Raw genomic sequence first — 26,369 nt, 5'->3', positions numbered from 1 at the left:
ATCTATTTGACTGACAAAAGGGGAGATTGATGGTAAAATGAGGAAGAGATTAGGAGGAGATGGAATGAAGAAGAAAATAAAATGGGGCCTTGTCTTATGTTCGGTACTTATACCAGTATGTTTGAGTGCCTGCAAACAAGGAACTGTAGAAAAACAAGGCTCTTCGAATAAAGAAGTACAGAAGAAAATCGATCGAAAAAACATTCATTTTGACAAAACAGGACCAGCTGCATCATTTGATTGGGATGCAAAGAACAGTATCAGATACATAACGTTTGAAAAACTTCCACAATATATGAGGTCAGATGATAGCGATGGTATTTCAATATATGGACAGCAACCGAATGAAGTCTCTCTATCTGAGGAAGGAAGAGTTCAAAAAGCTTTGCAGGTCGTTGAAGGAGTCTATGTAGATCCAAGGGGAATAGACACAGTAATCAAGGCCAATGGGGCAAAAAATCAAGAGGATATGTATACTCGACTCTGGAACGATTATATTATCCCTAAAATTGAAAAAAACAGTAGTACTTTTGATCCAAATACTTATGTGGAATATCTTGGTGAGAAGTACCCCCTCAAAATATATGGTCCCATGTATTTGAAGCTCATGACGAATGCATTGAGCTTTGGAAAAAAATATGAATTAAAGGGCTATGCAGTTAAGGGAAACAAAGTATTTATTCGCATTCAGGTACCAACGTACTTCCCAGAGCTTTTACCGAGAGGGAATAAATATTATAAAAATCCTAATGAGTCAGATTTCAATCAAGCCTTCTATGATTGGCTCGATGAATTCCATCAAAGGTATGCTGAAAAAGAAATAAATCGAGATGATCATATTTCCTATATCATGCTTTCAACAGTTTTACAACAGTTAGTTAACAAAAATTTCGAGGCAACCTCATTATCCGGTTATGCTTATAGTAAAACTTCGCCTACGGAATTCACAGTTGAAATGGAAGTGACAAATCAAGGTGATGTTCGAATTGATTTAAAAAACTTGGCTATTCTCTTACAAATCCCTCAACAAATGAAGGGGGATAATCAGTATGGTAAGCAAGATGAGAATAATATCTTTTGGACCATCCCATCTGGAAATAATAGTGATGGACAAAAGGTAAAAGAAAAATTAAAGAATTTTAACCCAAAAAATCCTGTTAAAAGCTATGCGATTGGAGAGCCAGTTCTATTTGCTAATGGCTTAGAAGTTACACTGAATAGTGTAACAGACGATCCAAATTTGGATGTTCAGGATGATCAAGACCGTATCGATACAAAGAAAAAACAACATCGATTGATCGTCGAATTCACCCTATCAAATACAACACCTCTCAGTATTGAAAATACTCCAGATTATACAAATGTAGATCTCTATGATGGCCATGGCAAATCTGCTTATATGCTGAATAATACTTTAAATTACAAACAGCCAACAGTCCTTGAAGCAGGAGAATCTGGTATATATAAAATTAACTATTTAACAGATGGGGATGGACCATTTACGGTTGTTTATGGTGATGCAAAATGGGTCGTTCAAAAATAGTCATGTCATATAATAGGAACTTCTCAATTATCATTAGAATTTTCAATCGGTTCATAGGTTGTTCAGATATGACTGCTGTAAAAAATTAATCGATTAGGTCGGATTTAGCAAGGAGGTCAGGCTATGAAGCCCAACTATTTCAAACTATTCGCAGGAATTCCACTTATTCTTTGTTTCTTTCTTCTTTCCAGTTGCAAGATCATGAAACCGAGTGATTATAAAAAGGCGAAGGAAGTAGTCAGCAGTGAGCTTGCTAAGGTTGGTCTGCATGGGGATGTGACCATAAACAAACTGGATTGGACTGCTTTGGAAATCCCAACTTATCATGTGTCTTATACCTACTCTGAGAAAACCTATGATGGACAAACAGTGACATTAGAAACGGATACGGTGTTTCATAATGATTGGACAGATACAACTAGTGACCATCTTCCAGAGTATAAGGAAGCGTACTTGAAGCAGCAATCTGTCCAAAAGAAGGAGAAGAAAATTGAGGGACAATTAAAGAAGCAATCTCTAGGTCTTCCTATTAGTTTCTTTGGTTTTTTATCTAACTCCAACCGTGATGAGAAGGAGCAAATTCTAGATAGTATCGCAAGTCAAAATCTCAAAGAAGGGAAAAAGGACTTTGCTGGTTACTATCAAATCCCTTTTCAGACCTTAATCGATCAAGAGTTAATCCGTATGACTATTTATATAAAGGATGGTGTATCCGTTAAGGAACAAGACTTAAAAGCAGCAGCCAAAAAATTAGACGCTAGCAAACTACCGGATGGTGCCTATGATTTCTACTATTCCAAAGGCAGTTACGCCGATTCCATTAGTTACTCATTCAAGGTTAAAGATGGGAAAGTTGTTTTTTATGAAGATCAAAATATTCAGAATTGAGTAACCGAATACAAGAAAAAGATCTAGTCGTGTTTGACTAGATCTTTCATGTTGCTTAGAAGTCTTCCTTCTTCTTAAGTGTCATAGAAGCAATAGCTGTAGCGACGAATGTCAAACCAGTTACAAGAAGTCCTAAATGATCTTCCGTTCCTGTTGAAGGAAGGGATCGTTTACTTTCTTTAGGCTTGTCACTAGATTTAGGAGTTTCACTAGATTTAGGTTTGTCACTAGGCTTAGGCTTATCTCCATTTGGTGATGGATTTTTAGGTTTGCTATTACTTGGTGTTGGTATATTTGGAATATCAATTGATGGTGAAGGTGGAAGAAGTTTATTTACCACATTTCCTTTATCAACGACAAGGTTTGTAGCTGAAGTAAAGTCGCTTGTAGTAACTTTGATGGATGTATCTGAAAGTTGGTAACCATTAGGAGCAGAGAGCTCTTTGATCACGTAATTTTTCGCTTCAAATCCAACAAAGCTTGCAAGTCCATCTTGACCAGAAATTGCTTGCGCTTGGCCTTGTCCATAAGGATTTGCAACAGGTGTCACACCATCTGCTTCAAAGAGTCCAAATACTGCACCAGCTAGGTAATCACCCTTTTCATCCACTTTACGAACCCTAAGGGTATAAAGTTTCAATTCAGGATTATTCACTGTTGGTGGAGTTGGTGGGATAACCTTGTTGATAAAGGTTTTCTTATCTCCATAAGCAACGACTGCTTGGATAGCATTTGATGCTTCATCCTTTGTGACGGTAACTGTGACATCCACTTGACCTTCATCATATTGGATGTTTGCCTGATCAGCTGGAACGACTTCTTTAATGGTATATTTATGAGTACCAATCATCGCTTCCGTGTAGGCGATTGCATCAAATGTCACTGTACCATCTGCAGCATTTTGTTTTGTCTGAAGAACAGTACCATTTTCGTCCAAGAGGTTAAAGCTAAATTCACCACCTTGAAGGTCACGACCTTCTAAAATCTTGCTTGTGGTAATTTGTTTTTCACTTGGAGTTGGAGGTGTCGGAGGTGTATACGTGTTGGTAAAAGTAGGAGTATCTTTCTTACCGTCGTATTGCACATCCGCATTCAATTGTCCATTTGCATCCTTAGTGACAGTCACTGTTACAGTATGAACAGATTCATCATAAGTGATTGCTGATTCTGGTGTAGCTGGTTTTTGTTCAGTAATTGTGTAGGTGAACGTACCAGCTTCATTAAAGCTTACTGGATTGAAGAGAATATCGCCATTCTCACCATTTGTCTTGGTATCAATGAGCGTACCAGCTTGATCCTTGAGAAGGAAAGTAAACTCATTTGCTTTCAACGTACGGTCGCTCGAACCATTGATCGCCAATACTTTTTTAGCCTTGAATTGAGCTGTCGTTGGTTTCACTGTTGGAGGAACAGGAGTTGGAGGTGTATACGTGTTAGTAAAAGTAGGAGTATCCTTTTTACCGTCGTATTGCACATCCGCATTCAATTGTCCATTTTCGTCTTTTGTAACAGTCACTGTTACAGTATGAACAGATTCATCATAAGTAATTGCTGATTCCGGTGTAGCTGGTTTTTGTTCAACAATTGTGTAGGTGAACGTACCAGCTTCATTAAAGCTTACTGGATTGAAGAGAATATCCCCATTCTCACCATTTGTCTTGGTATCAACGAGCGTACCATTTTGATCCTTGAGAAGGAAAATAAACTCATTTGCTTTCAATGTACGATCGCTCGAACCATTGATCGCCAATACTTTTTTAGCCTTGAATTTAGCTGTCGTTGGTTTCACTGTTGGAGGAACAGGTGTCGGAGGTGTTTTCGTATTTGTAAACGTATCTCCTTTTTCAGCATCCCCACCTGAGTAATTCACAGTAGCGACGAGTTTATCGTTTGCTTTCTTCACCTCAACTGTAGCAGTGATGGTTTGTGTGCTATAGCTGATAGAATCATCCGTACCTTTGTTTTCGGTAATGGTGTATGTGTGTGTTCCTTCTGCAGTATAAGAAAGTTCCTGGAAGGTTACAGTACCATTTGCTTTGTTTTTAGCAGTTTCAAGGGTCGTGTTTCCTTCTTTCAAGACAAATTCAAATTGATCGTCTGTCAACGGTAAGTTTGTTTCACCTTCTTTAAAGAGCTTTTTCACTTGAAGAGTAGCTTTTGTACTTTCTGTTTTAGGAGCTTCTTTTTTGTTGGTGAACGTATCTGTAACAGTTTGACCATCAGAGTAGCTGATTTGTTCTACAACCAAGGCGTTGTCTTTTTCAACCACTACAACCGTAGCCGTGATGGTTTTATCACTGTAGGTAATGGTTTTATCCGTACCTTTTGTTTCAGTGATTGTATAGTTGAATGTCCCTGCTTTGTCTACAGTGATGTTATCAAAAGTAATCGAACCATCTTTTTTGTTCTTAGCTGTAGCAACAACTTTATCGTTTGAATCTTTTGCAACAAACTCAAAGTCATCACCCTTAAGTTCGCCACCTTCAAATGTTTTTTTAAGTTTTAAGGTTACCTTAGCATTTGAAACTTTTGGTTTGTTTTGAGTATTGGTGATCGTATTTTTTTGTTCACCATCTCCACCTGAGTAAGTGACAGTAGCGACCAGTTTGTCGTCAGTTTTCTTCACATCGACAGTAGCCGTGATGCTTTGTGTACTATAGTTGACATTAGCATCCGTACCCTTGTTTTCAGTGATGGTATAAGTATGAGTACCTTCTTTATTGAAAGTCAGTGCCTTAAAGTTAACAGTGCCGTCTGCTTGGTTCTTGGCAGTTTCGACTACTTTGTTGTTTTCGTCTTTCAAGACAAATTCGAATTGACCTTCTGTAATCGGAAGTTGTGTATGTTCTTGATCACCGGCTACTTCGAAAGCTTTTTTAACAACAAGATTTGCTGAAACCGGGCTAATAGTTGGTTCGCTATTGAAAACTTTAGCATCGGCTGAGGCAGCTTTATTCACCCAAGTGTTTTCTTTTGAAACACTTTCTTGGTGTTGATCACTTTTTAGGCTAGCTACATTAGTAACACTCTTAATTTGATCAGCATGTTGCAACAGTGTTTGGTAAGAAAGAGTAATTTCATCTGTTGATGCATTTTTAAATTGGTCACTAATCTTAGTTAGATCAAGTTTAAATCCGTGTTCAGTCCACTCAATATATGGTTCTAACCCAAGGCCAGCCATTGGGACTCCATTGGCAACAAAAGTTTTTCCATTAACCCTCAAGTCAAATGAAGCAGGAAGATAAGTTCCTCCCTTAAAGTATTGAGCAACATCTTGTCCTTTAGCAGATTTAATACGGCTCAAATCAAGTGCTGGAAGGTTAGGCATTTGGTCAGTAAAGACAATGCTTGATGCAGGTGCTTGTTTATCGACAGCATTATTTACTGAGATATGCCAAGTTAAAAACCCATCTGCTTGTTCATCAGTTACTGTTAAAGTATCTCTCCAGTCAGGAATTCCTGTTGGTCCCCAAATTTTCTGAGCATGTTGTAAATTAGTATTATCAGTAGCACCAGAATTGTACTTTTTAATTGGGAGTAATAATGGAACTGGACCTTGTCCAGAACGTTTAACGATAACAGATTCGGTACCGATTTTAATCGTTCGTTCTTGATCTTTTCCGGTCGTATTGTCTTTATCCCATTTGTAATAGAAGGAGACATTTCCTTCAGCCCCTTTATTTCCACCTTTAACAAAGGTGATGGTTAGGGTCTTTCCGTCGTCTGAGACTTTACCAGTTGCGATCTCTTCTCCCTTTTCATTCTTCATTGAATTGAAGGCAGAAGAAGCGAATTTGACGTCTTCTGGCATAGAAATTTTAAAGGTATCACCTATTTCTACGCCAGTTCCGATTTCCCAGTGGTAAGAGATTTGATCTCCGTCCAATTTTGCTTGGGTTATCTTTACTTGGGTTGTTAATTCTTTTGCTTGTGTTACTTTACTTCCTGCTACAAACAGAAAAAGCAAAGCGGCTAGCAATGAAAAAACAACTAAAATTGGTTTTTTCATAATTCCTCCTAATTTTTAGTATTACCAAACAAGTCCATTGTACTAATATATAGTAATAAAGTCAAAGAATAAGTACTATTTTATTATGCTGTTTTGTCATAATGATTTTATACCAAAAAAATCGTTTATTTCCCGCCATTTTAGCCTTTCATGTTATAATATTCAGATAGGAAAAAGAGGAGACCAAAAGCTAGATGATCACTTCAAAATACGATTGGCAGTTAGCTTCGCCAAGTGCAGATGAGGCCTTTTTAGCCCTTGCCAAAAAAGCAGGCCTGGAAGCGTCCGTAGCAACCTTGCTGTATGAGCGTGGCATTCAGACCAAAGAGGATTTAGAAGACTTTTTAGAACCCAAGCTGGAGAAGCTACATGACCCTTATTTGCTCCATGATATGGACAAGGCAGTGGAGCGCATCCGACGGGCCATCGAAGATTATGAGCAGATCCTCATCTACGGAGACTATGATGCGGATGGGATGACCTCGGCCTCTATTATGAAGGAAACCTTGGAGCAGATGGGTGCAGAGGTGCAAGTCTACCTACCCAACCGCTTCACAGACGGCTATGGTCCCAATGAGAGTGTCTACAAATACTTTATCGAGCAGCAAGGCATTTCCCTGATTGTCACGGTGGACAATGGGGTTGCGGGCAATCAAGCCATTGCCATGGCTCAAGCTATGGGGGTTGATGTTATCGTGACCGACCACCACTCTATGCCAGAGGTTTTACCCGATGCTTATGCGATCATTCATCCGGAGCATCCAGATGCGGATTATCCCTTCCATTATCTAGCAGGATGTGGTGTGGCCTTTAAGTTGGCCTGCGCCCTCTTAGAGGAAGTGCCGGTTGATCTCTTAGACCTGGTAGCAATTGGGACCATTGCTGATATGGTCAGCCTGACAGATGAGAATCGGATTCTGGTCAAATACGGTCTGGGTGTTCTCCAACATACCCAGCGCATGGGCTTGCAGGAACTCTTGGAGATCGCAGGGATTCGTCCGGAGGATATCAATGAAGAAACAGTTGGTTTTCAGATTGCTCCTCGTCTCAATGCCCTTGGACGCCTCGATGATCCCAATCCGGCCATTGAACTCCTGACAGGATTTGACGATGAAGAGGCGCACGAGATTGCCCTCATGATTCATCAGAAGAATGAAGAACGAAAAGAGATTGTTCAAAGCATCTACGATGAAGCAAAAACCATGGTCGATCCAAACTTGTCCGCTCAGGTCTTGGCCAAAGAAGGCTGGAATCCAGGGGTCCTTGGCATTGTCGCCGGCCGTCTATTAGAAGAGCTTCATCAGCCAGTTGTTGTTTTAAGCATCGAAGATGGACGGGCTAAAGGAAGCGCTCGGAGTCCTGAGTCGGTCAATATCTTTGATGCCCTCGATCCCCACCGGTCGCTCTTTGTCGCCTTTGGCGGGCATGCCGGTGCAGCAGGGATGACGCTCGAGGTGGACCAACTTCCTGACCTGTCTCAGGCTCTTACGGATTACATTGCAGAACAAGAGATTGATCTCAGCAGCAAGTCTAGCTTAGTCATCGACGAGGAACTGCATCTAACAGAACTAACGCTTGAGACCTTGAAAAGCTTTGATCGCTTGAGTCCATTTGGCATGGACAATAAAAAACCAGTCTTTCTGGTCCGTAATTTTAAGGTAGAAGGGGCTCGCTCGATGGGAGCCGGCAATACCCACTTGAAACTCAAAATTTCTCAAGAAGATGCGACCTTTGAGGTGGTTGCCTTTGGCTTGGGGAGCTTAGAGGCAGAGTTTGCACAAGCGCAAGACCTAGAGCTAGCTGTGCAGTTGTCGGTCAACCAATGGAATGGCCAAACAACCCTTCAGCTCATGCTGGTTGATGCGCGTGTGGACGGCGTGCAACTCTTTAATATCCGCTCCAAAAATGCCAGTCTCCCCTCAGGTGTTCCTGTTCTCGACTTTACCCAAGAACTGCCTGATCTAGCGGATGCTTCTGCTGTAGTGGTTGGAAATATCCCTGAGGATTTAGAGCAACTACGGCAAATCTTCCAAGAGCATGATTTCCAGGCTGTCTATTTCAAAAATGAGATCGCCAAAGCCTACTATCTAACAGGATACGGTAGTAGGGACCAGTATGCCAAACTCTATAAAACCATCTATCAGTACCCAGAGTTTGATGTCCGCTACAAACTCAAAGACCTAGCGGCCTATCTCAAGATCCAGCAGATCCTCTTGGTCAAAATGATTCAGATCTTCCAAGAGTTGGGCTTCGTGACCATTGAAAATGGCATCATGAAGGTCAATAAAGAAGCAGAAAAACGGGAAATCTCAGAAAGCAGCATCTACCAAAACCTCAAACAAACCGTGAAAGAGCAGGAGTTGATGGCCCTTGGAACGGTTCGTGAAATCTACGATTACCTGACAGGGCAGGCCTCATGAAAAAACACCTAAAAAAATTCCTCTGGCTCAGCCCCTTCCTGCTTGTTGCTCTTTATTGGTTGGGAATCTACCTGAGTCTCAAAAACCCCATGGAAGAAATTAACTATGCTGAAAATGGTGGATGGATGCGCTATGTGATGTTTAAGCCCTTTACAGAGACGATCGGTAGTGATCGCATCTGGAAGGAGGATGAAGGATTTCAAATGTATCCCTATTCAGATAAAATCGTTGGTGGTCAGGAAGACCTGTCCGTGATGATGTTTAGAGGAACTCCCAACTGGACCTATATGTATGATTTTGAATTGGAAAAAGGTGTGACACTCGGATTTATATTTAAATACAACTCGTCTAAAAAGCTGTTTTTCCAGAAAGAGATCTACCTTTCTAAAGAAGATACTACCTACGAGGGCCAGCAACTTCTTGATCAACTTGCCTCCTACGGTAAAGACCGGACTTGGTTGAAAAAGCAAAGTAAGAAAGTGGCCGAGCAATACATCCTTGGTACCTGGTTCAAAAATGGAAGCTCCCGTTATTCCTTGAAAAACTTGGGAGATATGAAAATCGAGTACAACAAATTGATAGAAGAATAGTAATTTTTTTTGGAATCCAATCCCACATAATTTTTCGGATGTGGGATTTTTACATTTGACGCGAGAGCTTGGGAAAATGATTTGGCAAAAAATGATGCAAGTTAGTGGAATTCATGATATAATGGAATGTAAAAAATTTTTTATGAAAGAAAGTTAACCATGAATTTAAAAGATTACATTGCAAGTATTGAAAACTATCCACAAGAAGGAATTACCTTCCGTGATATCAGCCCTTTGATGGCAGATGGCAATGCTTATAGTTATGCGATTCGTGAAATCGTTCAATACGCAACGGATAAGAAGATCGATATGATCGTTGGTCCTGAAGCGCGTGGGTTCATCGTTGGATGTCCGGTAGCTTTTGAGTTGGGAATTGGATTTGCGCCTGTTCGTAAGCCTGGTAAATTGCCACGTGAAGTTATTTCTGCTGACTACGAAAAAGAATACGGTGTGGATACCCTCTGCATGCACGCAGATGCCATCAAACCAGGTCAACGTGTCCTCATCGTTGATGACCTTTTGGCGACTGGTGGTACGGTGAAAGCAACCATCGAAATGATCGAAAAACTCGGTGGGGTCGTTGCAGGGTGTGCCTTCTTGATCGAGTTGGACGACTTGAAAGGTCGCGAAGCGATCGGCGATTACGACTACAAAGTTTTGATGCATTACTAATATAGTCTAATGCTATAACTGGCTACAGAAAAACCATAATTGAAAACTATAAGCTCCTATCATATAATGTTAGTTAAGAACTTGTAAGATGGGAGCTTTTTATGCCAATTACTCTAGATAAAAAATTACCAGCAGTTGATATCCTTCGTTCAGAAAATATTTTTGTCATGGATGATGTTCGGGCGACTCACCAGGATATTCGGCCCATGAATGTTCTCATTCTTAATCTGATGCCGACCAAGGTTGCGACAGAAACCCAGCTTTTACGCCTCTTGGCCAATACGCCCTTGCAGATCAATGTGGAGTTCCTCTATATGGCGAGCCATGAGTCCAAGAATACAGCGGCAGAACATTTGGAGAGCTTCTACAAGACCTTTGAGGATATCAAGGATAATTACTATGACGGTTTGATTGTGACAGGAGCACCTGTCGAAAAGATGGACTTTGAAGAAGTGGACTACTGGGATGAGTTGACCCAGGTCTTTAAATGGGCCAAGCGTCATGTTTTTTCCACCTTGCACCTCTGTTGGGGAGCTCAGGCTGGTCTTTACTACCGTTACGGGATTCAAAAAGTAGAGCTCTGTGACAAGCTATCCGGTATCTATGACCAAGCAGTGGTGCGTCCGGAAAGTCTGCTCATGAGAGGCTTTGACGATCGCTTCCTTGCCCCTCATTCTCGCTATACGGATGTTCCTTTGAAGGAAGTCCTTGAAAAGAGCAATCTTCAGGTGATCGCGCAAGGAAATGAAGTTGGCCTTTCCATCATTGCCAGTCCAGACATGCGTGAGGTGTATAGCTTTGGCCATCTGGAGTATGATCGCGATACGCTGGCAAAAGAATACAACCGAGATGTCAAGGCAGGCTTGGATCCGGATGTTCCTAAGAATTACTTTGATGGGGATGATGCCAGTACAGAGCCTCGCATTCGCTGGAATCTTGCTGCGACGACCTTCTTTAGTAATTGGATCAACTATGCGGTTTATCAAGAAACACCTTACCGCTTGGAAGAATTGGAAAAAGATATTTCATTTTATGGTTACCTATAAAGGGGAATTATGACATATTCACAAGCATTTAAGTATGGCAACTTGGTTCTTCCAAGTGCCTTGCTTTTTCATTATCATGAATTGTTTGACCAAGCAGATGACTACTTGGTTTGGCAGTTTTTTTTCCTTCAAAATACGACTGGTCAAGAGACCTTGACTCCTAATCAGATTGCTAGTCATCTGGGAAAAACGGTGACAGAGGTCAATCGGATTATGTCTAATTTGACCACCAAGGGACTTCTTCAATACCGGACCATTGAGCTCAATGGAGAAATTGAAGCCATCTTTGATGCGACCATTGCCCTGGAACGCTTGGATGAAATTTTAGATGCTCAGACACAAGGGAAGACACAGAGTGCGCCTGCCAAGGGAAATGTCATCAAGGACTTGGTGGAAACCTTCCAACAGGAGCTTGGACGACTCTTGACGCCTTTTGAGATTGAAGACCTGACCAAGACCGTGCGCGAGGATCAGACAGATCCAGATGTGATCAAGGCAGCGCTACGAGAAGCTGTCTTTAATGGCAAGCCTCACTGGAAATATATCCAGGCCATTTTGCGAAACTGGCGCAGTGAAGGCATCAACAGCCTGGTCCAAGTAGAGGCGAAACTACAAGAACGCGAGCAAGCCAACCCACGCAATGTGACGGTTTCAGACGATTTCTTACAGGCCATGGATTTGTGGAAGGATTAAAAAAACTAGCACTTATTTGAGTGCTAGTTGCAGATTGAAGGTAAAGTCTTCCTAGAAACTTTCCTTATGTGAGTACGGACGTCAGCGAACTTCGGAGAAGTTCCATGACTTAGTTTTGAACCTAAGGTTTCAAAACTCCCGAGTGCCTGAAACAATAGTGTTTCAGGCACTTTTCTCACGGCGGAAAGTTTTTAGTTTATACTTGAATAGTTTTAAAAATAAGACATTATTTTTACTGAAACAAATAGGTTCTTAATTGGAAAAATAATTTTCAACCACACAAAAAGCTAGCACTCATAAAGTGCTAGTTTTTTTCGTTTATAAATAGTCTGCGTAGGCTTTTTCTAGTTTGGTGAGGAGTTCTTGTTTTTCCTCGTCGCTAGCAAAGGAAGCCTGGATGGCATCGACATTGTGCTGGTAAAAGTCAGCTGGCGTCGTTTGGAAATGATGGTGGTAGAGCTCGTATTCCTTGGTGAGGTCGGTATCAGATACTGTCCGGTTATCGGTATTGATACTGATCCGAGCTCCGGCTGCCTTCATCTTCAGATAAGGGAAATCCTCTATAGCCGGTGCTGCTTTTGTCTGTAAGTTGCTGGTCAAGCAGAGTTCACCCGTGACCCCATTGTCAATAAAGGATTGGAGTAAGGCTGGTTCATGAGATAGAGCTGTCACGTGGCCATTGCGTTTGATGCCAAATGCAATCGATTGAGCTACAAAGTGTGGGCAATGACACTCACCTGCGTGAAGCGTCATGGGCCGATGGTAACTCTTGACTTGCTCAATTAGAGGTCGAATATCTTCTGGAGAGTAGTTGTGCTCATCCCCGGCAAAGTCAAACCCGACAAATTCCTGATCCCTGACTTGGTTTGCTTCTGCAAGGATGCGAGAGGTGAGTTTTGGATCGGACTGGCGCATGCCACAAACGAGGGCTTTGGCTGTAATGCCAAATTCATCCTGGGCTTGGCGAAGACCATCGCAGACAGCATCGATGGTTTCTGGGACGGTAAGCCCTTGGTCCATGGACAATTCTGGGGCAAAACGAACCTCAATATAAAGGACATTTTCGAGAGCAGCTTGCTTGGCCACATCGTAAGCAGCAAGGGTCAAGGCTTCCTTGGTCTGAAGAAGAGGGCGAATGTAGTCAAAGGCCTCCAAATAGTCCAAGAGATTCTCACAGTGGGCAGGGGCAGTGACATGGTGTTTGAGCTCTTCATCGCTAGCAGGGAGGTCAATATTGGCCATAGCTGCCAACTGGCGAATGGTCGGAAGAGACAAGGAACCGTCTAAGTGACAGTGAAGTTCTGTCTTTGCCAAACTATGAAAGTCGATCGTGGACATGTTTTTTCTCCTTAAATTTGTATTTTTTCTATACTATCATTTTGCCAAGAAAAGTCAAGTAGCGTTCGCGTAGCAGATCTTTGAAAGGGAGCCTGAGATTTGATATGCTAGTAGTAATATAGACAAAGGAGAAATGAGATGTCAGATTATCAATTACCAGAAGTATGGGAAGCACCAAGCCAGATGGGAGGAGCCTGGGGCGGCTTGAACCAACCAACAGCAGGTGCCCGCTTTGAACAAACCCTTCCAAAAGGCGACCAGCCTTTCCAACTCTATACCCTTCCAACACCTAATGGGATCAAGGTGACCATCATGCTGGAGGAATTGAAAGAGCTGGGAGTGGATGCAGGATACGACGCTTATCGGATCAAGATTGGTGAGGGAGATCAATTTGGTAGTGACTTTGTAGCCATCAATCCCAACTCAAAAATTCCAGCCATGTTGGATCAATCAGGCGACCAAGACATTCGGGTCTTTGAATCAGCCAATATTCTCCTGTATCTGGCTGAGAAATTTGGCAAATTAATCCCGATAGATCCTGCTAAACGGACAGAAGTACTTAACTGGCTCTTCTGGCAGACAGGAGCTGCACCTTTCCTAGGGGGAGGCTTTGGGCATTTCTTCCACTATGCACCTGAGAAAATCGAGTATGCCATCAACCGCTTTGCTATGGAAGCCAAACGCCAATTGGACCTGCTGGACAAGGAATTGGCGACTAAACCTTATATTGCAGGGGATGACTACACCATAGCGGATATTGCCATCTGGTCTTGGTATGGCCGTCTAGCCCAAGACAAGGTCTGGGACCGTGCCGGAATTTTCCTAGATGTGAAGGAATACAAGCATCTGCAAGCTTGGACAGAGAAAATTGCCAATCGCCCAGCGGTCAAACGTGGCTTGGAAGTAGACTATAAGGAAATTAATGCATAAGAAAAGGGCGCCGTTGCGCCTTTTTTTAATGGTGCAAACATGGTATACTAAAGGGTGGAATAAAAGTTTAGAAAGTAGCACATGGAATTTACAAAATTATCAAAACGCTTGGACTTGGTGGCTAGCTTCGTCCCAGCTGGAGCGCGTCTTTTGGATGTGGGGAGTGACCATGCTTATCTGCCAATCGCCCTCTTACAAGAAGGTAAGATTGAGGCTGCCATTGCAGGGGAAGTAGTAGAAGGGCCCTATCAGTCTGCCCTCCAAAATGTCGCAGATAATGGCTTGGAGGACAAGATTGAGGTCCGTCTGGCCAATGGTTTGGCTGCCTTTGAACCAGCAGACTGCATTTCTTGTATCACCATTGCTGGTATGGGAGGACGCTTGATTGCGGATATCCTAGCGGCAGGCCTTGAAAAATTAGCCAATGTCTCTTGCTTGGTCCTCCAGCCCAATAATCGTGAGGATGAACTGCGGGATTGGTTAGTCGACCATGATTTCCGCATTGTTGATGAAGCGATCTTGGAAGAAAATGAGAAGTTCTATGAGATCCTTGTAGTGGAACAGGGTTCTCAAGAGTTGACAGCTATGGAACTGCGTTTTGGTCCCTATTTGATGCGGGAACAAGCTCCAGCATTTGTCCAAAAGTGGTCCAAGGAAGTAGAGAAATTAGCCTTTGCCTTGGAGCAGGTCCCAGTTGATAATCAATCTGCCAGAGCATCGTTAGAAGAGCGCGTCGAACAAATCAAGGAGGTCCTACATGTTAGCAAGTGAAGTCATCAAACGCTATGAAGCCTACTGTCCTCAGGAATTGTCCATGGAGGGAGATGTCCGTGGCTTACAGGTCGGTACCCTGCAAAAAGACATCCAAAAGGTCATGGTTGCCCTAGACATCCGCGAGCAGACGGTGGCTGAAGCTATCGGCTATGGGGTGGACTTGATCATCGTCAAGCACGCACCGATTTTCCGTCCCATCAAGGATTTGGTAGCCGATCGGGCTCAAAATCAAATCTATATTGACCTGATCAAGCATGATATCGCGGTCTATGTCAGCCATACCAATATTGATATTGTCCCAGATGGGCTCAACGATTGGTTCTGCCAGCTCTTGGACATTGAAGATACAGAGCCCCTCAGTATGACAGGAGAAGGACTCGGAATCGGTCGCATCGGTCAGGTGTCTGCCAAAACCTATGGCCAGTTGGCTGACAAGGTCAAAGAAACTTTTGGCCTAGATGCTTTGCGCTTGGTCAGTTATGACCAGACTGATTTGGATCGGGTTGTTACGCGTGTCGCCATCTGTGGAGGAAGTGGCCAGTCCTTTTTCAAGGATGCTCTCGCTAAAGGGGCTGAGGTCTATATCACAGGAGATATCTACTACCACACGGCTCAAGACATGCTGAGCGATGGGCTCTTGGCCTTGGATCCAGGGCACCATATCGAGGTTCTCTTTGTCTCGAAACTAGTAGAAAAGCTCAATCAGTGGAAGGCTGAAGAAGCGTGGGAGATTGAAGTGATTGGCAGTCAAGCCAGTACCAATCCTTTTTACCATATCTAAGGGGTCATGATGAAAGTTGCCATTATCGGTGCAGGGATCGTGGGATCTACTGCAGCCTATTATTTATCCAAAGAAGCACAGGTGGATGTGACCGTCTATGACCATGGAGTCGGCCAAGCGACTAAGGCGGCTGCTGGCATTATTAGCCCTTGGTTTTCTAAAAGGCGGAATAAGGCCTGGTATCGCCTAGCTCGTCTGGGAGCAGACTTTTACCAAGAATTGGTAGAAGACCTGGCCAAGGACGGAATCAAAACAGATTTTTACCAGCAGACTGGTGTCTATCTCCTCAAGAAAAAGGAGGAAAAATTAGAGGAACTCTATCAGTTGGCGCTGAGTCGTCGGGAAGAATCTCCCTTAATTGGAGACTTGGCGATCTTGGCCAAAGAAGAAGTTGCTCAACAATTCCCTGGCTTACAAGGCTTTGAGAAACTCCTTTATGCCTCAGGTGGAGCCCATGTGGAGGGAGCACTATTGACTGAAACCCTTCTTCAGGCAAGTGGGGCAAGAGTGATCAAGGAAGAGGTTGCTCTCTCAATCACAGATGATGGCTATCAGATTGCAGGCGAAAGCTATGACCAAGTCATCCTAGCAACAGGAGCCTGGTTGGGGCAAATCCTTGAGTCACTCGGCTACCAAGTCGATGTCCGTCCGCAAAAGGGGCAACTGCGGGATTATCAGCTAGACCTAGATACTGCTGACTATCCTGTGGTCATGCCTGAAGGAGAGCTGGATATCATTCCCTTCAAAAAGGGTAAGATTAGTATGGGAGCCACTCATGAAAATGAGATGGGCTTTGACCTGACAGTGGATCAGGCTTTGCTAAATCAGATGGAAACTGAAGCCCTGTCTTACTATCCAGAACTAGCTCAAGCAGAAGTTATCGGGGAGCGCGTGGGAACACGGGCCTACACCAGTGACTTTTCACCCTTTTGGGGAGCTGTTCCTGATCAAGCAGGCCTCTATGTCGCCAGTGGACTTGGTTCGTCTGGCCTCACCACAGGTCCCCTCATTGGTTGGCATCTAGCTCAACTAGTGGTAGGAGGAAACCTGCGCTTAGATCCAGCAGATTATCCAGTTGAACAATATGTGAAGAAGTAGGCTGGGACAAAAGTCCTAGCCTCTCAATTTTCTTTGGATTGTCGAGCAAGACGCAGTATTTTAGTGGGCTCTACTACAAGGTAAGATTTTCAGACGGCTCAGTCAAGGAGCAGTAATCTATTTGAATCATGAGTAAGACCAATGCTAACAATTCTACAACTCTCATCTCCTGTCATCACCTTGTAACACAAATGCAAGGTGACTTTTTTATATAAACATGATAAAATAAGGGTAATGACTACGTAGAAAGGCCTAACATTATGAAAGGTATTATTTTAGCAGGGGGCTCAGGAACTCGCTTGTATCCATTGACACGTGCGGCTTCTAAGCAGTTGATGCCCATTTATGACAAACCAATGATCTACTATCCGCTGTCAACCCTTATGTTGGCTGGGATCAAAGATATCCTGATCATCTCGACGCCTCAAGACCTTCCTCGTTTTGAAGAGCTTCTTGGAGATGGCTCTGAACTTGGAATTTCTCTCTCTTATGCAGAGCAACCAAGTCCAGATGGTTTGGCGCAAGCTTTCATCATTGGAGAAGAATTTATTGGGGATGATCATGTTGCCCTCGTTCTTGGAGATAATATCTTCCACGGAAATGGCTTGACAAAGATGTTGCAACGGGCGGAAGCGAAAGAAAAAGGCGCGACTGTCTTTGGTTACCAAGTTAAAGATCCAGAACGTTTTGGTGTGGTAGAGTTTGATGCGGATATGAATGCCATCTCTATCGAAGAAAAACCAGAACATCCGAAATCAAACTTTGCGGTGACTGGTCTTTACTTCTATGACAATGATGTAGTAGAGATTGCCAAAAACATCAAACCAAGTCCTCGTGGAGAGCTCGAAATCACCGATGTTAACAAGGCTTATTTGGAGCGTGGAGATCTCTCTGTCGAGCTCATGGGCCGTGGCTTTGCTTGGTTGGATACAGGAACTCATGAAAGTCTCTTGCAGGCTTCTCAATATATCGAGACTGTTCAACGTCTTCAGAATGTCCAAGTAGCTAACCTTGAGGAAATCGCCTATCGTATGGGCTATATTACTAAAGAGCAAGTCTATGAATTGGCTCAACCTCTGAAGAAAAACGAATACGGACAATATTTGCTCCGTTTGATTGGAGAAGCTTAATGACAGAACAATTTTTCGAGAAAGAATTAGCAGCCCGCAAGATTGAAGCGATTCCTGGTTTGTTGGAGTTTGATATTCCAGTTCGTGGGGACAACCGTGGTTGGTTCAAGGAAAACTTCCAAAAAGAGAAGATGCTTCCTCTTGGTTTTCCAGAAAGCTTCTTTGCGGAAGGCAAGTTGCAAAACAATGTGTCTTTCTCTCGCAAGCATGTCTTGCGTGGTTTGCATGCAGAACCTTGGGATAAGTACATCTCTGTAGCAGATGAAGGAAAGGTTCTCGGTACTTGGGTAGACCTTCGTGAAGGTGAGACCTTTGGGAACACCTACCAAACTGTGATCGATGCTTCTAAAGGAATTTTTGTCCCTCGTGGCGTTGCCAATGGATTCCAAGTTTTGACGGATAAAGTGGCTTATACTTACTTAGTCAATGACTACTGGGCATTGGAGCTCAAGCCAAAATATGCATTTGTTAATTACGCAGACCCAAGCCTAGACATCCAATGGGAAAACTTGGAAGAAGCAGAAGTTTCAGAAGCTGACAAGAATCACCCATTACTCAAAGACGTTAAACCCCTCAAACCAGAGGATTTGTAAAAATGAACCTTGCATAGCAGTATCGCGACTACAAGGAACAATCAAAACTAAAAACTATTTGGAGAAAAAATGTCAGAATACAAAAATATCATCGTAACCGGTGGCGCTGGTTTCATCGGTTCAAACTTCGTACACTATGTCTACAACAATCATCCAGATGTACATGTGACTGTCCTTGACAAACTCACTTACGCTGGTAACCGTGCTAACATTGAAGAAATCCTTGGGGATCGTGTTGAATTGGTTGTGGGTGACATTGCTGACGCAGCCTTGGTGGACCAATTAGCTGCTAAGGCAGATGCGATTGTTCACTATGCGGCTGAAAGCCACAATGACAACTCCTTGAACGACCCATCACCATTTATCCACACCAACTTCATTGGTACCTACACACTTTTGGAAGCGGCTCGCAAGTACGATATTCGTTTCCACCACGTGTCAACAGACGAAGTCTATGGGGACCTTCCATTGCGTGAAGATCTTCCTGGACATGGGGAAGGTCCTGGTGAAAAATTCACTGCTGAAACCAAATACAACCCATCATCCCCTTATTCATCAACCAAGGCTGCTTCAGACTTGATTGTGAAGGCTTGGGTTCGTTCCTTCGGTGTTAAGGCAACCATTTCAAACTGTTCAAACAACTATGGTCCATACCAACACATCGAGAAGTTCATCCCACGTCAAATCACCAATATCTTGTCTGGTATCAAACCAAAACTATATGGTGAAGGGAAGAACGTTCGTGACTGGATCCACACCAACGACCACTCAACTGGTGTTTGGGCCATCCTTACCAAGGGCCGTATCGGTGAAACTTACTTGATCGGTGCTGACGGTGAAAAGAACAACAAGGAAGTGCTTGAACTCATCCTTGAAAAAATGGGTCAACCAAAAGATGCTTACGACCGTGTAACAGACCGTGCTGGTCACGATTTGCGTTACGCCATTGATTCAACAAAATTGCGTGAAGAATTGGGTTGGAAACCACAATTCACAAACTTCGAAGCAGGTTTGGAAGACACTATCAAGTGGTATACAGACCACCAAGATTGGTGGAAGGCTGAAAAAGAAGCTGTAGAAGCCAACTACGCGAAAACACAAAAAGTTTTGAAATAAGGAAGAAAGTCCAAGTGGAAAACTACTTGGACTTTTTTCTTTTATTTTCTGAAAATGAGTGAGGGATCTTCCATGTATGGTATAATAGGATCAGTTTGAAAACATTTATCGATTAGGAGGAATAGATGAATCAAAAAGATTGGGTTGACTATTTTGAAGCACTCCATAACCGGAAGCCGAGTCTGCAAGAGTTTCAAAATGCACGAGCGAATGGCGAGTTTGTAGTGGAACGAAAAGAGACCGTTAATGAAGCACAAGTTCCATCAGCAGTTGCCTCACCAGAGAAGAGTGAGAAGGTTCAAATGGCGTCACAAGTTGAGTCAAGGCCTGAGGTTCCAGCTTTCAAACATTTTAGTGTGAAATGGAATAAGCAAACAAAATGGGTTCTATCAGGTGTGGGAATACTAGCCGTTATTGTACTGGCTTACTTCTTTTTCTTCCAACCGACTCCAAGTTTGGAAGGAATTTGGGTTGGACCTGCAGATTCAACAGCAGTAGTTTATGAATTAAATCAAGAAGAGCCACGATCTAATGGTAAGTATAAGATTGAAAAAGTTTATAAGGGGAAGGAAGCGAGTCAAGAGTTTCAGAAAGCTTTAAACCAGTTAAACTACTCCAAGCTGAAAACCTTAGCTGATGTTGATAGGAAATTTGACCTCCACACGAGGGAAGTTGTCATCATCAAAGACGAGCATGGGCTTGTTTATAATCTACTCCAAAGCAATGGGACCAATGTGATTTTAGCTAATGACTTGATGGATTTGGTGACCTATAGTGATCATTCAGAGAGCTTTAAGAAAAATACTATTTTTCACAAGACAGAAATTCCTAAAGTGTTAGTTGGGAAATGGAAAATTGAACGTTCTTATGACGATGAAACCAATTATCTTGAATTAAATGATCGTGGAATTCTTACTTATAGTGAATTTGATAGCAGCGAAGGTACGGCTTTTTATACCCTAGAAGAGCTCCAAAAGATGCCTTCAACTAAGTTTGATCAGGAAAAGACAGCTGACAAAGTGAAAGAGGTATATGAAGATCTTCAAGATGCGGTGGATTCTCAAGATTATCAGTTAAATAGTATGAAAGACGTGTACAAGCAACTAGGATCTGATTTTTATTATATCCCTGTAAATGGAGGAAAGACAGTTCTTGTTTTCACAGAAGACTATCACTTATTTGAAAAATTGGAAAAAGTGAACTAATTCAGAAGGACCGGAAGGTCCTTTTCTTTTATTTTCTGAAAATCACAAAATATACCATTGATTTGTGGTATACTATGATTAGTTTTTATGATGAATCAATAAGGGGGATATTATGAATCAAAACGATTGGGTTGAATACTTTGAAGCGGTCAATGGTCGCAAGCCAAGTATGCAAGAATTTCAAGAAGCGCGTGAAAAAGGGGAGTTTGTCGTAGAGCGCAAAGAAGCGCCGACTCCAACAACTGAGGCACCAGCTCCAGCAACTGAAGCGCAGGCACCTGCTCAAGAAGAACCTGTTGCACCTAGCGCACCACTTTCACAAGAGAAGACAGCATTTGTCCAACCACAACCATCTGCGAAAACCTTGCAACCTGTTCCAAGACCGAAAAAATTCAATAAACAAGCACAGATTGGGGGCGCAGTTGGAGGACTTGTCGCAGTGATTGCTTTTGCTTGGTTCTTTTTCTTTTCAGGTGGACCAAGTGTAGATGGCGTTTGGTTGCGAGATACGGATTCAAGTCCGGTCACTTATGAACTAAGCGGAAAGAAACAAAGAGTCAATGGCGATGAGACCATCAAAAAGGTTCTCAAGGGCAATGAAGCGAAAAAAGAATTTAATACAGCACTTTCTTTGTTGAATGCATCTGACTTGCATTCACTTGCGGATGTCGATAAGAAATTTAACCTGAAGACGACAGAAATAGTTGTTATTAAGTCTGGTGGGAACACACGTTATAACTTGCTCCAAAAAGACGGAAGCAATATTATTTTAAGAAATGATTTATTCGACTTGAAAACTTATAAGTCATACAAAGGAAACTTTGAAGATAATTTAGTCTATCACAAGGTTGAAACACCAAAGGCCATGGTTGGAAAATGGAAGAATGTGACAGAAGGAAGTAATACAACTGTTCAGATTTCAGATCACGGAATTATTAGTGATAAGTATTACGATAGCAAGGCTTACGCATTCTATTCTCTAGCTGATTCAGAAAAGTATGATGGAGACACGACTTCTAAAGAAGAGATCGAACACACATTTGAAGTAATTCAAGAAGCGGTGAAATCACAAGGTTATCAAGTGAAGAGCGCTAAGGAAGTCTATATACAAGCTAATTCAAATTATTGTTTCGTACCTGTAAACGGTGGAAAGAATATACTCGTCTTACGTGGTGGTAATGAATTTGCCGCAAAATTAGAAAAAGTGAAATAATGAAAGGACCGCAAGGTCCTTTTCTGCTCTAAATTTCATCGGAAAAAATGATTCAAGTCTAGGCAAAAATATGGTAAAATGGATAAGATGTAGTGGAGAGGTTAGGACCTTTTCAAGCGATTAGAGGTAATGGAGTAGAAAATGCAAAATAGACCTATTATTATTGGTGTTACTGGTGGTTCTGGTGGTGGAAAGACCAGTGTGTCTCGTGCCATTTTGGCTAATTTTCCGAATGAAAAGATTGCTATGATTGAGCATGATTCTTATTACAAGGACCAGAGTCATTTGACCTTTGAGGAGCGGATCAAAACCAACTATGACCATCCTTTTGCCTTTGATACGGACTTGATGATTGCGCAGATCAATGAACTCTTGGCAGGTCGTCCGGTGGATATCCCAACTTATGACTATGCAGAGCATACGCGCAGTAGCAAGACCTATCGTCAGGAGCCCCAAGATGTTTTCATCGTGGAAGGAATCTTAGTCCTTGAAGACAAGCGCCTTCGAGACTTGATGGACATCAAGATTTTCGTTGATACAGATGATGATGTTCGGATCATTCGCCGGATCAAGCGCGATATGGAGGAGCGTGGACGGAGTCTCGATAGCGTTATTGAGCAGTACCTTGGAGTGGTGAAGCCCATGTACCATCAGTTCATTGAGCCAACCAAGCGCTATGCGGACGTGATTATTCCTGAAGGAGTAACCAACACGGTAGCGATTGACTTGATCACAACCAAGATTGAAAAAATCCTCAACGAAGCGCGTGAGGGAAAATAAAATAGGAGAAAGAGGGCAAGTGATCTCCAAGTGTCTATGGATATGAGGAGTGACGGAATGTGGCAGTAGTTGATGAGGACTCTTCCTTTGCTATTTAAGCTTGGAAGACTTCTGGATCAGTCTTGCGGGGGTGGTACTCGTGACGTTTGGGAACGTTCTGTATCACTCCCTCTTTTTCCTAAGGAGAATGGAAATGAAAAGGGAGTTTCATTCGCGGACCAAGGCGTTCGCTTGTTTATTGACCATGTGTGCTGGTTTTTCAGATGCTTATACCTTTATTTGTCGGGGTGGGACCTTGGCGGCAGGCCAGACGGGAAATGTGGTCTTTCTATCGGTTGGTTTGATTGGCCAGCAGATTTCAGATGTAGAAGTGAAGTTAGCCACGATGCTGGCCTTTATGCTGGGAATCTTTTTGATGACGGTTTTACGTCGCTTGATTGACAATTCAGTCTGGCGCTTGAGTACCCTGGTGCCCTTTATCCTCACGACCTTGGTGACGGGATTTTTACCAGCATCGGTAAAAAATGTCTTCATCGTGCCTTTTTTTAGCCTGAGTTTAGGAATCGTAGCGACCTCATTTGGAGAAGTAGATGGCTATGCCTACAACCACTCTTTTATGACTGGAAATCTCAAGAAAACCATGGTAGCTTATGGAAATTTTGTTAGAGACAGGGAGATGAAATTCCTCTGGGAAGCCATCTTTATGACCTGCTTGATCGGGAGTTTCGTCTGTGGGGCCATTTTTTCGACCTACTTGATCCAGTTTTATGGATTAAAGACGATTTGGCTGGTGGCCATCATCTTGACCATCTTTTTAATCTACCGGGCCATTCAATATTTTGAAGTCTTTCACTTCAATCGGCTGCATGAATAGATAAAGGTATCATAAAAAACTTTCCTTAGGTGAGTGCGGACGTCAGCGAACTTCTTTTAAGAAGTTCCATGACTAATTATTGAGCCTAAGGTCTCAATAATTCCGTGTGCCTGAAGCAGTTAAGCTTCAGGCACTTTTCTCACAGCGGAAAGTTTAGTATATTCTTTATCAATTTAAATTAATGAGACCTCGATTTTATCTCTTTTCAGAATCGCTTAAGTTATTTTACTAAAAATTAGTTTATCTATATTCCAGAGGCTGGGACAAAAGTCCTAGCCTCTCCATTATCTTTGGATTGTCGAGCAAGACGCAGTGGTTGAGTGGGCTCTACTACGCTGATTTCATCAGCTTTTTACAGCCCTACTCAACTGTGAGGAGGTGGGGCGACGAAATCGAATTCTAACGAATGACCGATTTCTGTCCCACTCTCTTTTCTTTCGCTGTTTGAAGCTTAATTTTTGGGCAAAGATTTGGTATAATGGAAGGTATGAAACATTCGGAAAAAGAATCACAATACCAACTTTTACTGGCACAGTTAGACGCTCTCTTAACAGGTGAAAGCAATGCCTTGGCCAATTTGTCTAACGCCAGTGCTCTCTTAAATCAAGCCCTGCCTCGTTCTGTCTTTGCGGGTTTTTATTTGTATGACCAAACGGAATTAATCTTGGGACCCTTTCAGGGTGGCGTCTCTTGTGTCCACATCGCACTTGGAAAGGGTGTCTGTGGAGAAGCAGCTCAAAAGCAGGAAACCATGATTGTCGATGATGTGCGCCAACATGCTAACTATATTTCCTGTGATAGCCGGGCCATGAGTGAAATTGTGGTACCTATGGTCAAGGACGGTCAGCTCCTTGGGGTATTAGACCTGGACTCAGAATGCGTCTCTGACTACGATCAGCTGGATCAAGAGTATTTGGAAGAGTTTGTCGCTCTCTTGATCGAAAAGACAAACTGGGACTTTAAGATGTTTGGAGTTAAGAACTAATGTATCAAGCTTTATATCGGAAATACCGTAGCCAGACCTTTGGTCAATTGGTTGGCCAGCAAGTGGTGGCACGGACTTTGAGGCAGGCCGTCGAGCAGGACAAGATCAGCCATGCCTATCTCTTTTCTGGACCTCGTGGAACTGGGAAAACCAGTGTGGCCAAGATCTTTGCTAAGGCCATGAACTGTCCCAATCAAGTCAATGGGGAGCCGTGTAACGAATGCTATATCTGTGAATCCATTACCAATGGGAGTCTTGAAGATGTTATCGAGATCGATGCAGCCTCTAACAATGGGGTCGATGAAATTCGCGATATTCGCGACAAGTCGACCTATGCTCCAAGTCTAGCCAAGCACAAAGTCTACATTATCGATGAGGTCCACATGCTCTCGACAGGGGCTTTTAATGCCCTGTTGAAGACGCTGGAAGAGCCGACGGAAAATGTAGTTTTTATCCTCGCAACAACGGAGTTACACAAGATTCCTGCGACCATTTTGTCACGGGTGCAACGATTTGAATTCAAATCCATCAAACTGCCAGATATCGTCCAGCATTTGGAAAATATCCTAGCTACTGAAGGGATTGCCTATGAAGCAGATGCTGTTCAGATCATCGCACGGCGCGCTGAAGGTGGGATGCGGGATGCTTTGTCCATTTTAGACCAAGCCCTGAGTCTGACTGCGGGTAGTGAGTTGACGACAGCAATCGCCGAAGAGATTACAGGCTCCATCAGTCTAGCTGCGCTCGATCAGTACGTGGCTGCCATCCTGGCTCATGATGCGACAGCGGCGCTGGACCAGCTGGCGATTATCTTTGACAACGGAAAGAATATGGCCCGTTTCGCCACGGACTTACTTCAATACCTGAGAGATCTCTTGATTGTCCAGACAGGAGGAGAAAACACTCACGCTAGTGACTTGTTTGCGGCGAATCTTGAATCCGATCAAGACCGTCTTTTTGCCCTGATTGACCAGGCGACGACCAGTCTAGCGGATATCAAAAATAGTCTGCAACCGCGCATCTACACTGAAATGATGACCATTAAATTGGCTGAAAGCACAGGCCAAGTTTCTAAGTCAGCTGCAGTGGAGGTTCCTTCCAATCTGCTAGCTCAGCTGGAAGATTTGAAGAAGGAAGTCGCTCAACTCAAGCAACAGTTAGCGCAATCAGGTAGCAGTCTTCCTGCTTCAAAACCAGCAGTAGCTCGTCCAACCAAATCTAGTAAAGGCTACCGAGCAGATCGCAACAAGGTCAACGCGATTTTACAAGAGGCAGTCGAAAACCCAGAACTGGCTCGAACCAACTTGATCCGCCTCCAGAATGCATGGGGGGAAATCATCGAAAGCTTGGCAGGTGCAGATAAGGCCCTCTTAATCGGATCTCAGCCGGTCGCTGCCAATGAAAATCACGCTATTTTAGCCTTTGAGTCTGCCTTTAATGCCGAACAGACCATGAAGCGGGACAACCTCAATACCATGTTTGGAAATATCCTCAGCAATGCTGCTGGCTTCTCACCAGAGATTTTAGCGGTTTCGATGGAAGAATGGACCCAAATACGGGCAGAGTTTTCGGCTAAGGCGCGTGGACAAAAAGCCGAAGTGGTGGAAGAAGAGGAAAGCGTCATCCCTGAGGAATTTACCTTCCTATCCGATAAAATTACCCTTCAAGACGATTAATACATGAATTTTTTA

General features: G+C 43.0%; 22 protein-coding genes. 20 read left to right on the top strand and 2 right to left on the bottom strand.

Going from position 1 to position 26,369, the window contains the following annotated elements:
• Window positions 1-64 precede the first annotated feature (64 nt).
• A complete protein-coding gene (locus O3626_RS09440) occupies window positions 65-1,543 on the top strand; it encodes a hypothetical protein (protein ID WP_371496591.1) in 1,479 nt (492 codons plus the stop codon).
• Window positions 1,544-1,666: 123 nt separating this feature from the next.
• Window positions 1,667-2,431: a hypothetical protein gene (locus tag O3626_RS09435; protein ID WP_371496589.1), complete on the top strand. Its 765-nt coding sequence runs from the start codon at window positions 1,667-1,669 to the stop codon at window positions 2,429-2,431.
• Between the two features lie 55 nt (window positions 2,432-2,486).
• Here O3626_RS09435 and O3626_RS09430 read toward each other — a convergent pair whose 3' ends face one another.
• Window positions 2,487-6,440, bottom strand: a complete 3,954-nt coding sequence (locus tag O3626_RS09430; protein WP_371496587.1) for a Spy0128 family protein — start codon at window positions 6,438-6,440, stop codon at window positions 2,487-2,489.
• A 194-nt stretch (window positions 6,441-6,634) separates the two neighbouring features.
• Between O3626_RS09430 and recJ the strand changes: the two genes are divergently transcribed.
• The 5 genes from recJ (at window position 6,635) to O3626_RS09405 (ending at window position 11,861) form a co-directional block, all read left to right on the top strand.
• Entirely contained in the window at window positions 6,635-8,860 is a 2,226-nt protein-coding gene (gene recJ / locus O3626_RS09425) for a single-stranded-DNA-specific exonuclease RecJ (protein ID WP_371496585.1), read from the top strand.
• Window positions 8,857-9,450 (top strand): TipC family immunity protein, encoded by a 594-nt coding sequence (locus O3626_RS09420; RefSeq protein WP_371496583.1) that lies wholly within the window; start codon window positions 8,857-8,859, stop codon window positions 9,448-9,450. Before recJ ends, O3626_RS09420 begins: the two co-directional genes overlap by 4 nt.
• 159 nt (window positions 9,451-9,609) lie before the next feature.
• Window positions 9,610-10,122: an adenine phosphoribosyltransferase gene (locus O3626_RS09415; protein WP_021153512.1), complete on the top strand. Its 513-nt coding sequence runs from the start codon at window positions 9,610-9,612 to the stop codon at window positions 10,120-10,122.
• 101 nt (window positions 10,123-10,223) lie between these two features.
• Entirely contained in the window at window positions 10,224-11,168 is a 945-nt protein-coding gene (metA, locus tag O3626_RS09410) for a homoserine O-succinyltransferase (protein WP_371496581.1), read from the top strand.
• 9 nt (window positions 11,169-11,177) lie between these two features.
• Entirely contained in the window at window positions 11,178-11,861 is a 684-nt protein-coding gene (locus O3626_RS09405; RefSeq protein WP_371496579.1) for a DnaD domain-containing protein, read from the top strand.
• 318 nt (window positions 11,862-12,179) lie between these two features.
• Here the strand turns inward: O3626_RS09405 and add are convergent, their stop codons facing one another.
• Window positions 12,180-13,199 carry an adenosine deaminase gene (gene add, locus O3626_RS09400; protein ID WP_371496577.1) on the bottom strand — a complete coding sequence of 340 codons (1,020 nt, stop codon included), beginning with the start codon at window positions 13,197-13,199 and terminating at the stop codon, window positions 12,180-12,182.
• Window positions 13,200-13,337: 138 nt separating this feature from the next.
• Between add and yghU the strand changes: the two genes are divergently transcribed.
• The 13 genes from yghU (at window position 13,338) to dnaX (ending at window position 26,354) form a co-directional block, all read left to right on the top strand.
• Window positions 13,338-14,129: a glutathione-dependent disulfide-bond oxidoreductase gene (yghU, locus tag O3626_RS09395; RefSeq protein WP_371496575.1), complete on the top strand. Its 792-nt coding sequence runs from the start codon at window positions 13,338-13,340 to the stop codon at window positions 14,127-14,129.
• 81 nt (window positions 14,130-14,210) lie between these two features.
• On the top strand, window positions 14,211-14,900 hold the full coding sequence (locus O3626_RS09390; protein WP_371496573.1) for a tRNA (adenine(22)-N(1))-methyltransferase TrmK: 690 nt from the start codon (window positions 14,211-14,213) through the stop codon (window positions 14,898-14,900).
• Window positions 14,887-15,684 (top strand): Nif3-like dinuclear metal center hexameric protein, encoded by a 798-nt coding sequence (locus O3626_RS09385; protein WP_371496571.1) that lies wholly within the window; start codon window positions 14,887-14,889, stop codon window positions 15,682-15,684. Before O3626_RS09390 ends, O3626_RS09385 begins: the two co-directional genes overlap by 14 nt.
• 6 nt (window positions 15,685-15,690) lie before the next feature.
• A complete protein-coding gene (locus tag O3626_RS09380) occupies window positions 15,691-16,782 on the top strand; it encodes an NAD(P)/FAD-dependent oxidoreductase (protein ID WP_371496569.1) in 1,092 nt (363 codons plus the stop codon).
• A gap of 260 nt (window positions 16,783-17,042) precedes the next feature.
• Entirely contained in the window at window positions 17,043-17,912 is an 870-nt protein-coding gene (gene rfbA / locus O3626_RS09375) for a glucose-1-phosphate thymidylyltransferase RfbA (protein ID WP_371496567.1), read from the top strand.
• Window positions 17,912-18,505, top strand: coding sequence for a dTDP-4-dehydrorhamnose 3,5-epimerase family protein (locus tag O3626_RS09370; protein WP_371496564.1), 594 nt, complete (start codon window positions 17,912-17,914; stop codon window positions 18,503-18,505). The genes rfbA and O3626_RS09370 overlap by 1 nt, the downstream gene beginning before the upstream one ends.
• 69 nt (window positions 18,506-18,574) lie before the next feature.
• Complete coding sequence (rfbB, locus tag O3626_RS09365; protein WP_371496562.1) at window positions 18,575-19,621, top strand: dTDP-glucose 4,6-dehydratase; 1,047 nt, start codon at window positions 18,575-18,577, stop codon at window positions 19,619-19,621.
• A gap of 125 nt (window positions 19,622-19,746) precedes the next feature.
• Window positions 19,747-20,826: a hypothetical protein gene (locus O3626_RS09360; protein ID WP_371496560.1), complete on the top strand. Its 1,080-nt coding sequence runs from the start codon at window positions 19,747-19,749 to the stop codon at window positions 20,824-20,826.
• A gap of 112 nt (window positions 20,827-20,938) precedes the next feature.
• Window positions 20,939-22,039, top strand: a complete 1,101-nt coding sequence (locus O3626_RS09355) for a hypothetical protein (RefSeq protein WP_371496558.1) — start codon at window positions 20,939-20,941, stop codon at window positions 22,037-22,039.
• Between the two features lie 141 nt (window positions 22,040-22,180).
• Window positions 22,181-22,819, top strand: coding sequence for a uridine kinase (gene udk, locus O3626_RS09350; protein WP_003007856.1), 639 nt, complete (start codon window positions 22,181-22,183; stop codon window positions 22,817-22,819).
• 193 nt (window positions 22,820-23,012) lie between these two features.
• On the top strand, window positions 23,013-23,693 hold the full coding sequence (locus tag O3626_RS09345; RefSeq protein WP_371496556.1) for a YoaK family protein: 681 nt from the start codon (window positions 23,013-23,015) through the stop codon (window positions 23,691-23,693).
• A gap of 487 nt (window positions 23,694-24,180) precedes the next feature.
• Window positions 24,181-24,678 carry a GAF domain-containing protein gene (locus O3626_RS09340; protein ID WP_371496554.1) on the top strand — a complete coding sequence of 166 codons (498 nt, stop codon included), beginning with the start codon at window positions 24,181-24,183 and terminating at the stop codon, window positions 24,676-24,678.
• The gene (gene dnaX / locus O3626_RS09335; RefSeq protein ID WP_371496552.1) at window positions 24,678-26,354 is read left to right on the top strand and encodes a DNA polymerase III subunit gamma/tau; all 1,677 of its coding nucleotides are present in this window, start codon (window positions 24,678-24,680) and stop codon (window positions 26,352-26,354) included. Before O3626_RS09340 ends, dnaX begins: the two co-directional genes overlap by 1 nt.
• The last annotated feature ends 15 nt before the right edge of the window (window positions 26,355-26,369 follow it).

This window comes from Streptococcus sp. 20925_1_77 (assembly GCF_041432125.1).
GTDB lineage: Bacteria > Bacillota > Bacilli > Lactobacillales > Streptococcaceae > Streptococcus.
This window is presented reverse-complemented; position numbering and strand designations above follow the sequence as displayed.

Excerpts from the sequence above, each read along its gene's own strand:
- O3626_RS09440 (WP_371496591.1), top strand. The coding sequence starts at position 65 with ATGAAGAAGAAAATAAAATGGGGCCTTGTCTTATGTTCGGTACTTATA.
- O3626_RS09435 (WP_371496589.1), top strand. The coding sequence starts at position 1,667 with ATGAAGCCCAACTATTTCAAACTATTCGCAGGAATTCCACTTATTCTT.
- O3626_RS09430 (WP_371496587.1), bottom strand. The coding sequence starts at position 6,440 with ATGAAAAAACCAATTTTAGTTGTTTTTTCATTGCTAGCCGCTTTGCTT.
- recJ (WP_371496585.1), top strand. The coding sequence starts at position 6,635 with ATGATCACTTCAAAATACGATTGGCAGTTAGCTTCGCCAAGTGCAGAT.
- O3626_RS09420 (WP_371496583.1), top strand. The coding sequence starts at position 8,857 with ATGAAAAAACACCTAAAAAAATTCCTCTGGCTCAGCCCCTTCCTGCTT.
- O3626_RS09415 (WP_021153512.1), top strand. The coding sequence starts at position 9,610 with ATGAATTTAAAAGATTACATTGCAAGTATTGAAAACTATCCACAAGAA.
- metA (WP_371496581.1), top strand. The coding sequence starts at position 10,224 with ATGCCAATTACTCTAGATAAAAAATTACCAGCAGTTGATATCCTTCGT.
- O3626_RS09405 (WP_371496579.1), top strand. The coding sequence starts at position 11,178 with ATGACATATTCACAAGCATTTAAGTATGGCAACTTGGTTCTTCCAAGT.
- add (WP_371496577.1), bottom strand. The coding sequence starts at position 13,199 with ATGTCCACGATCGACTTTCATAGTTTGGCAAAGACAGAACTTCACTGT.
- yghU (WP_371496575.1), top strand. The coding sequence starts at position 13,338 with ATGTCAGATTATCAATTACCAGAAGTATGGGAAGCACCAAGCCAGATG.
- O3626_RS09390 (WP_371496573.1), top strand. The coding sequence starts at position 14,211 with ATGGAATTTACAAAATTATCAAAACGCTTGGACTTGGTGGCTAGCTTC.
- O3626_RS09385 (WP_371496571.1), top strand. The coding sequence starts at position 14,887 with ATGTTAGCAAGTGAAGTCATCAAACGCTATGAAGCCTACTGTCCTCAG.
- O3626_RS09380 (WP_371496569.1), top strand. The coding sequence starts at position 15,691 with ATGATGAAAGTTGCCATTATCGGTGCAGGGATCGTGGGATCTACTGCA.
- rfbA (WP_371496567.1), top strand. The coding sequence starts at position 17,043 with ATGAAAGGTATTATTTTAGCAGGGGGCTCAGGAACTCGCTTGTATCCA.
- O3626_RS09370 (WP_371496564.1), top strand. The coding sequence starts at position 17,912 with ATGACAGAACAATTTTTCGAGAAAGAATTAGCAGCCCGCAAGATTGAA.
- rfbB (WP_371496562.1), top strand. The coding sequence starts at position 18,575 with ATGTCAGAATACAAAAATATCATCGTAACCGGTGGCGCTGGTTTCATC.
- O3626_RS09360 (WP_371496560.1), top strand. The coding sequence starts at position 19,747 with ATGAATCAAAAAGATTGGGTTGACTATTTTGAAGCACTCCATAACCGG.
- O3626_RS09355 (WP_371496558.1), top strand. The coding sequence starts at position 20,939 with ATGAATCAAAACGATTGGGTTGAATACTTTGAAGCGGTCAATGGTCGC.
- udk (WP_003007856.1), top strand. The coding sequence starts at position 22,181 with ATGCAAAATAGACCTATTATTATTGGTGTTACTGGTGGTTCTGGTGGT.
- O3626_RS09345 (WP_371496556.1), top strand. The coding sequence starts at position 23,013 with ATGAAAAGGGAGTTTCATTCGCGGACCAAGGCGTTCGCTTGTTTATTG.
- O3626_RS09340 (WP_371496554.1), top strand. The coding sequence starts at position 24,181 with ATGAAACATTCGGAAAAAGAATCACAATACCAACTTTTACTGGCACAG.
- dnaX (WP_371496552.1), top strand. The coding sequence starts at position 24,678 with ATGTATCAAGCTTTATATCGGAAATACCGTAGCCAGACCTTTGGTCAA.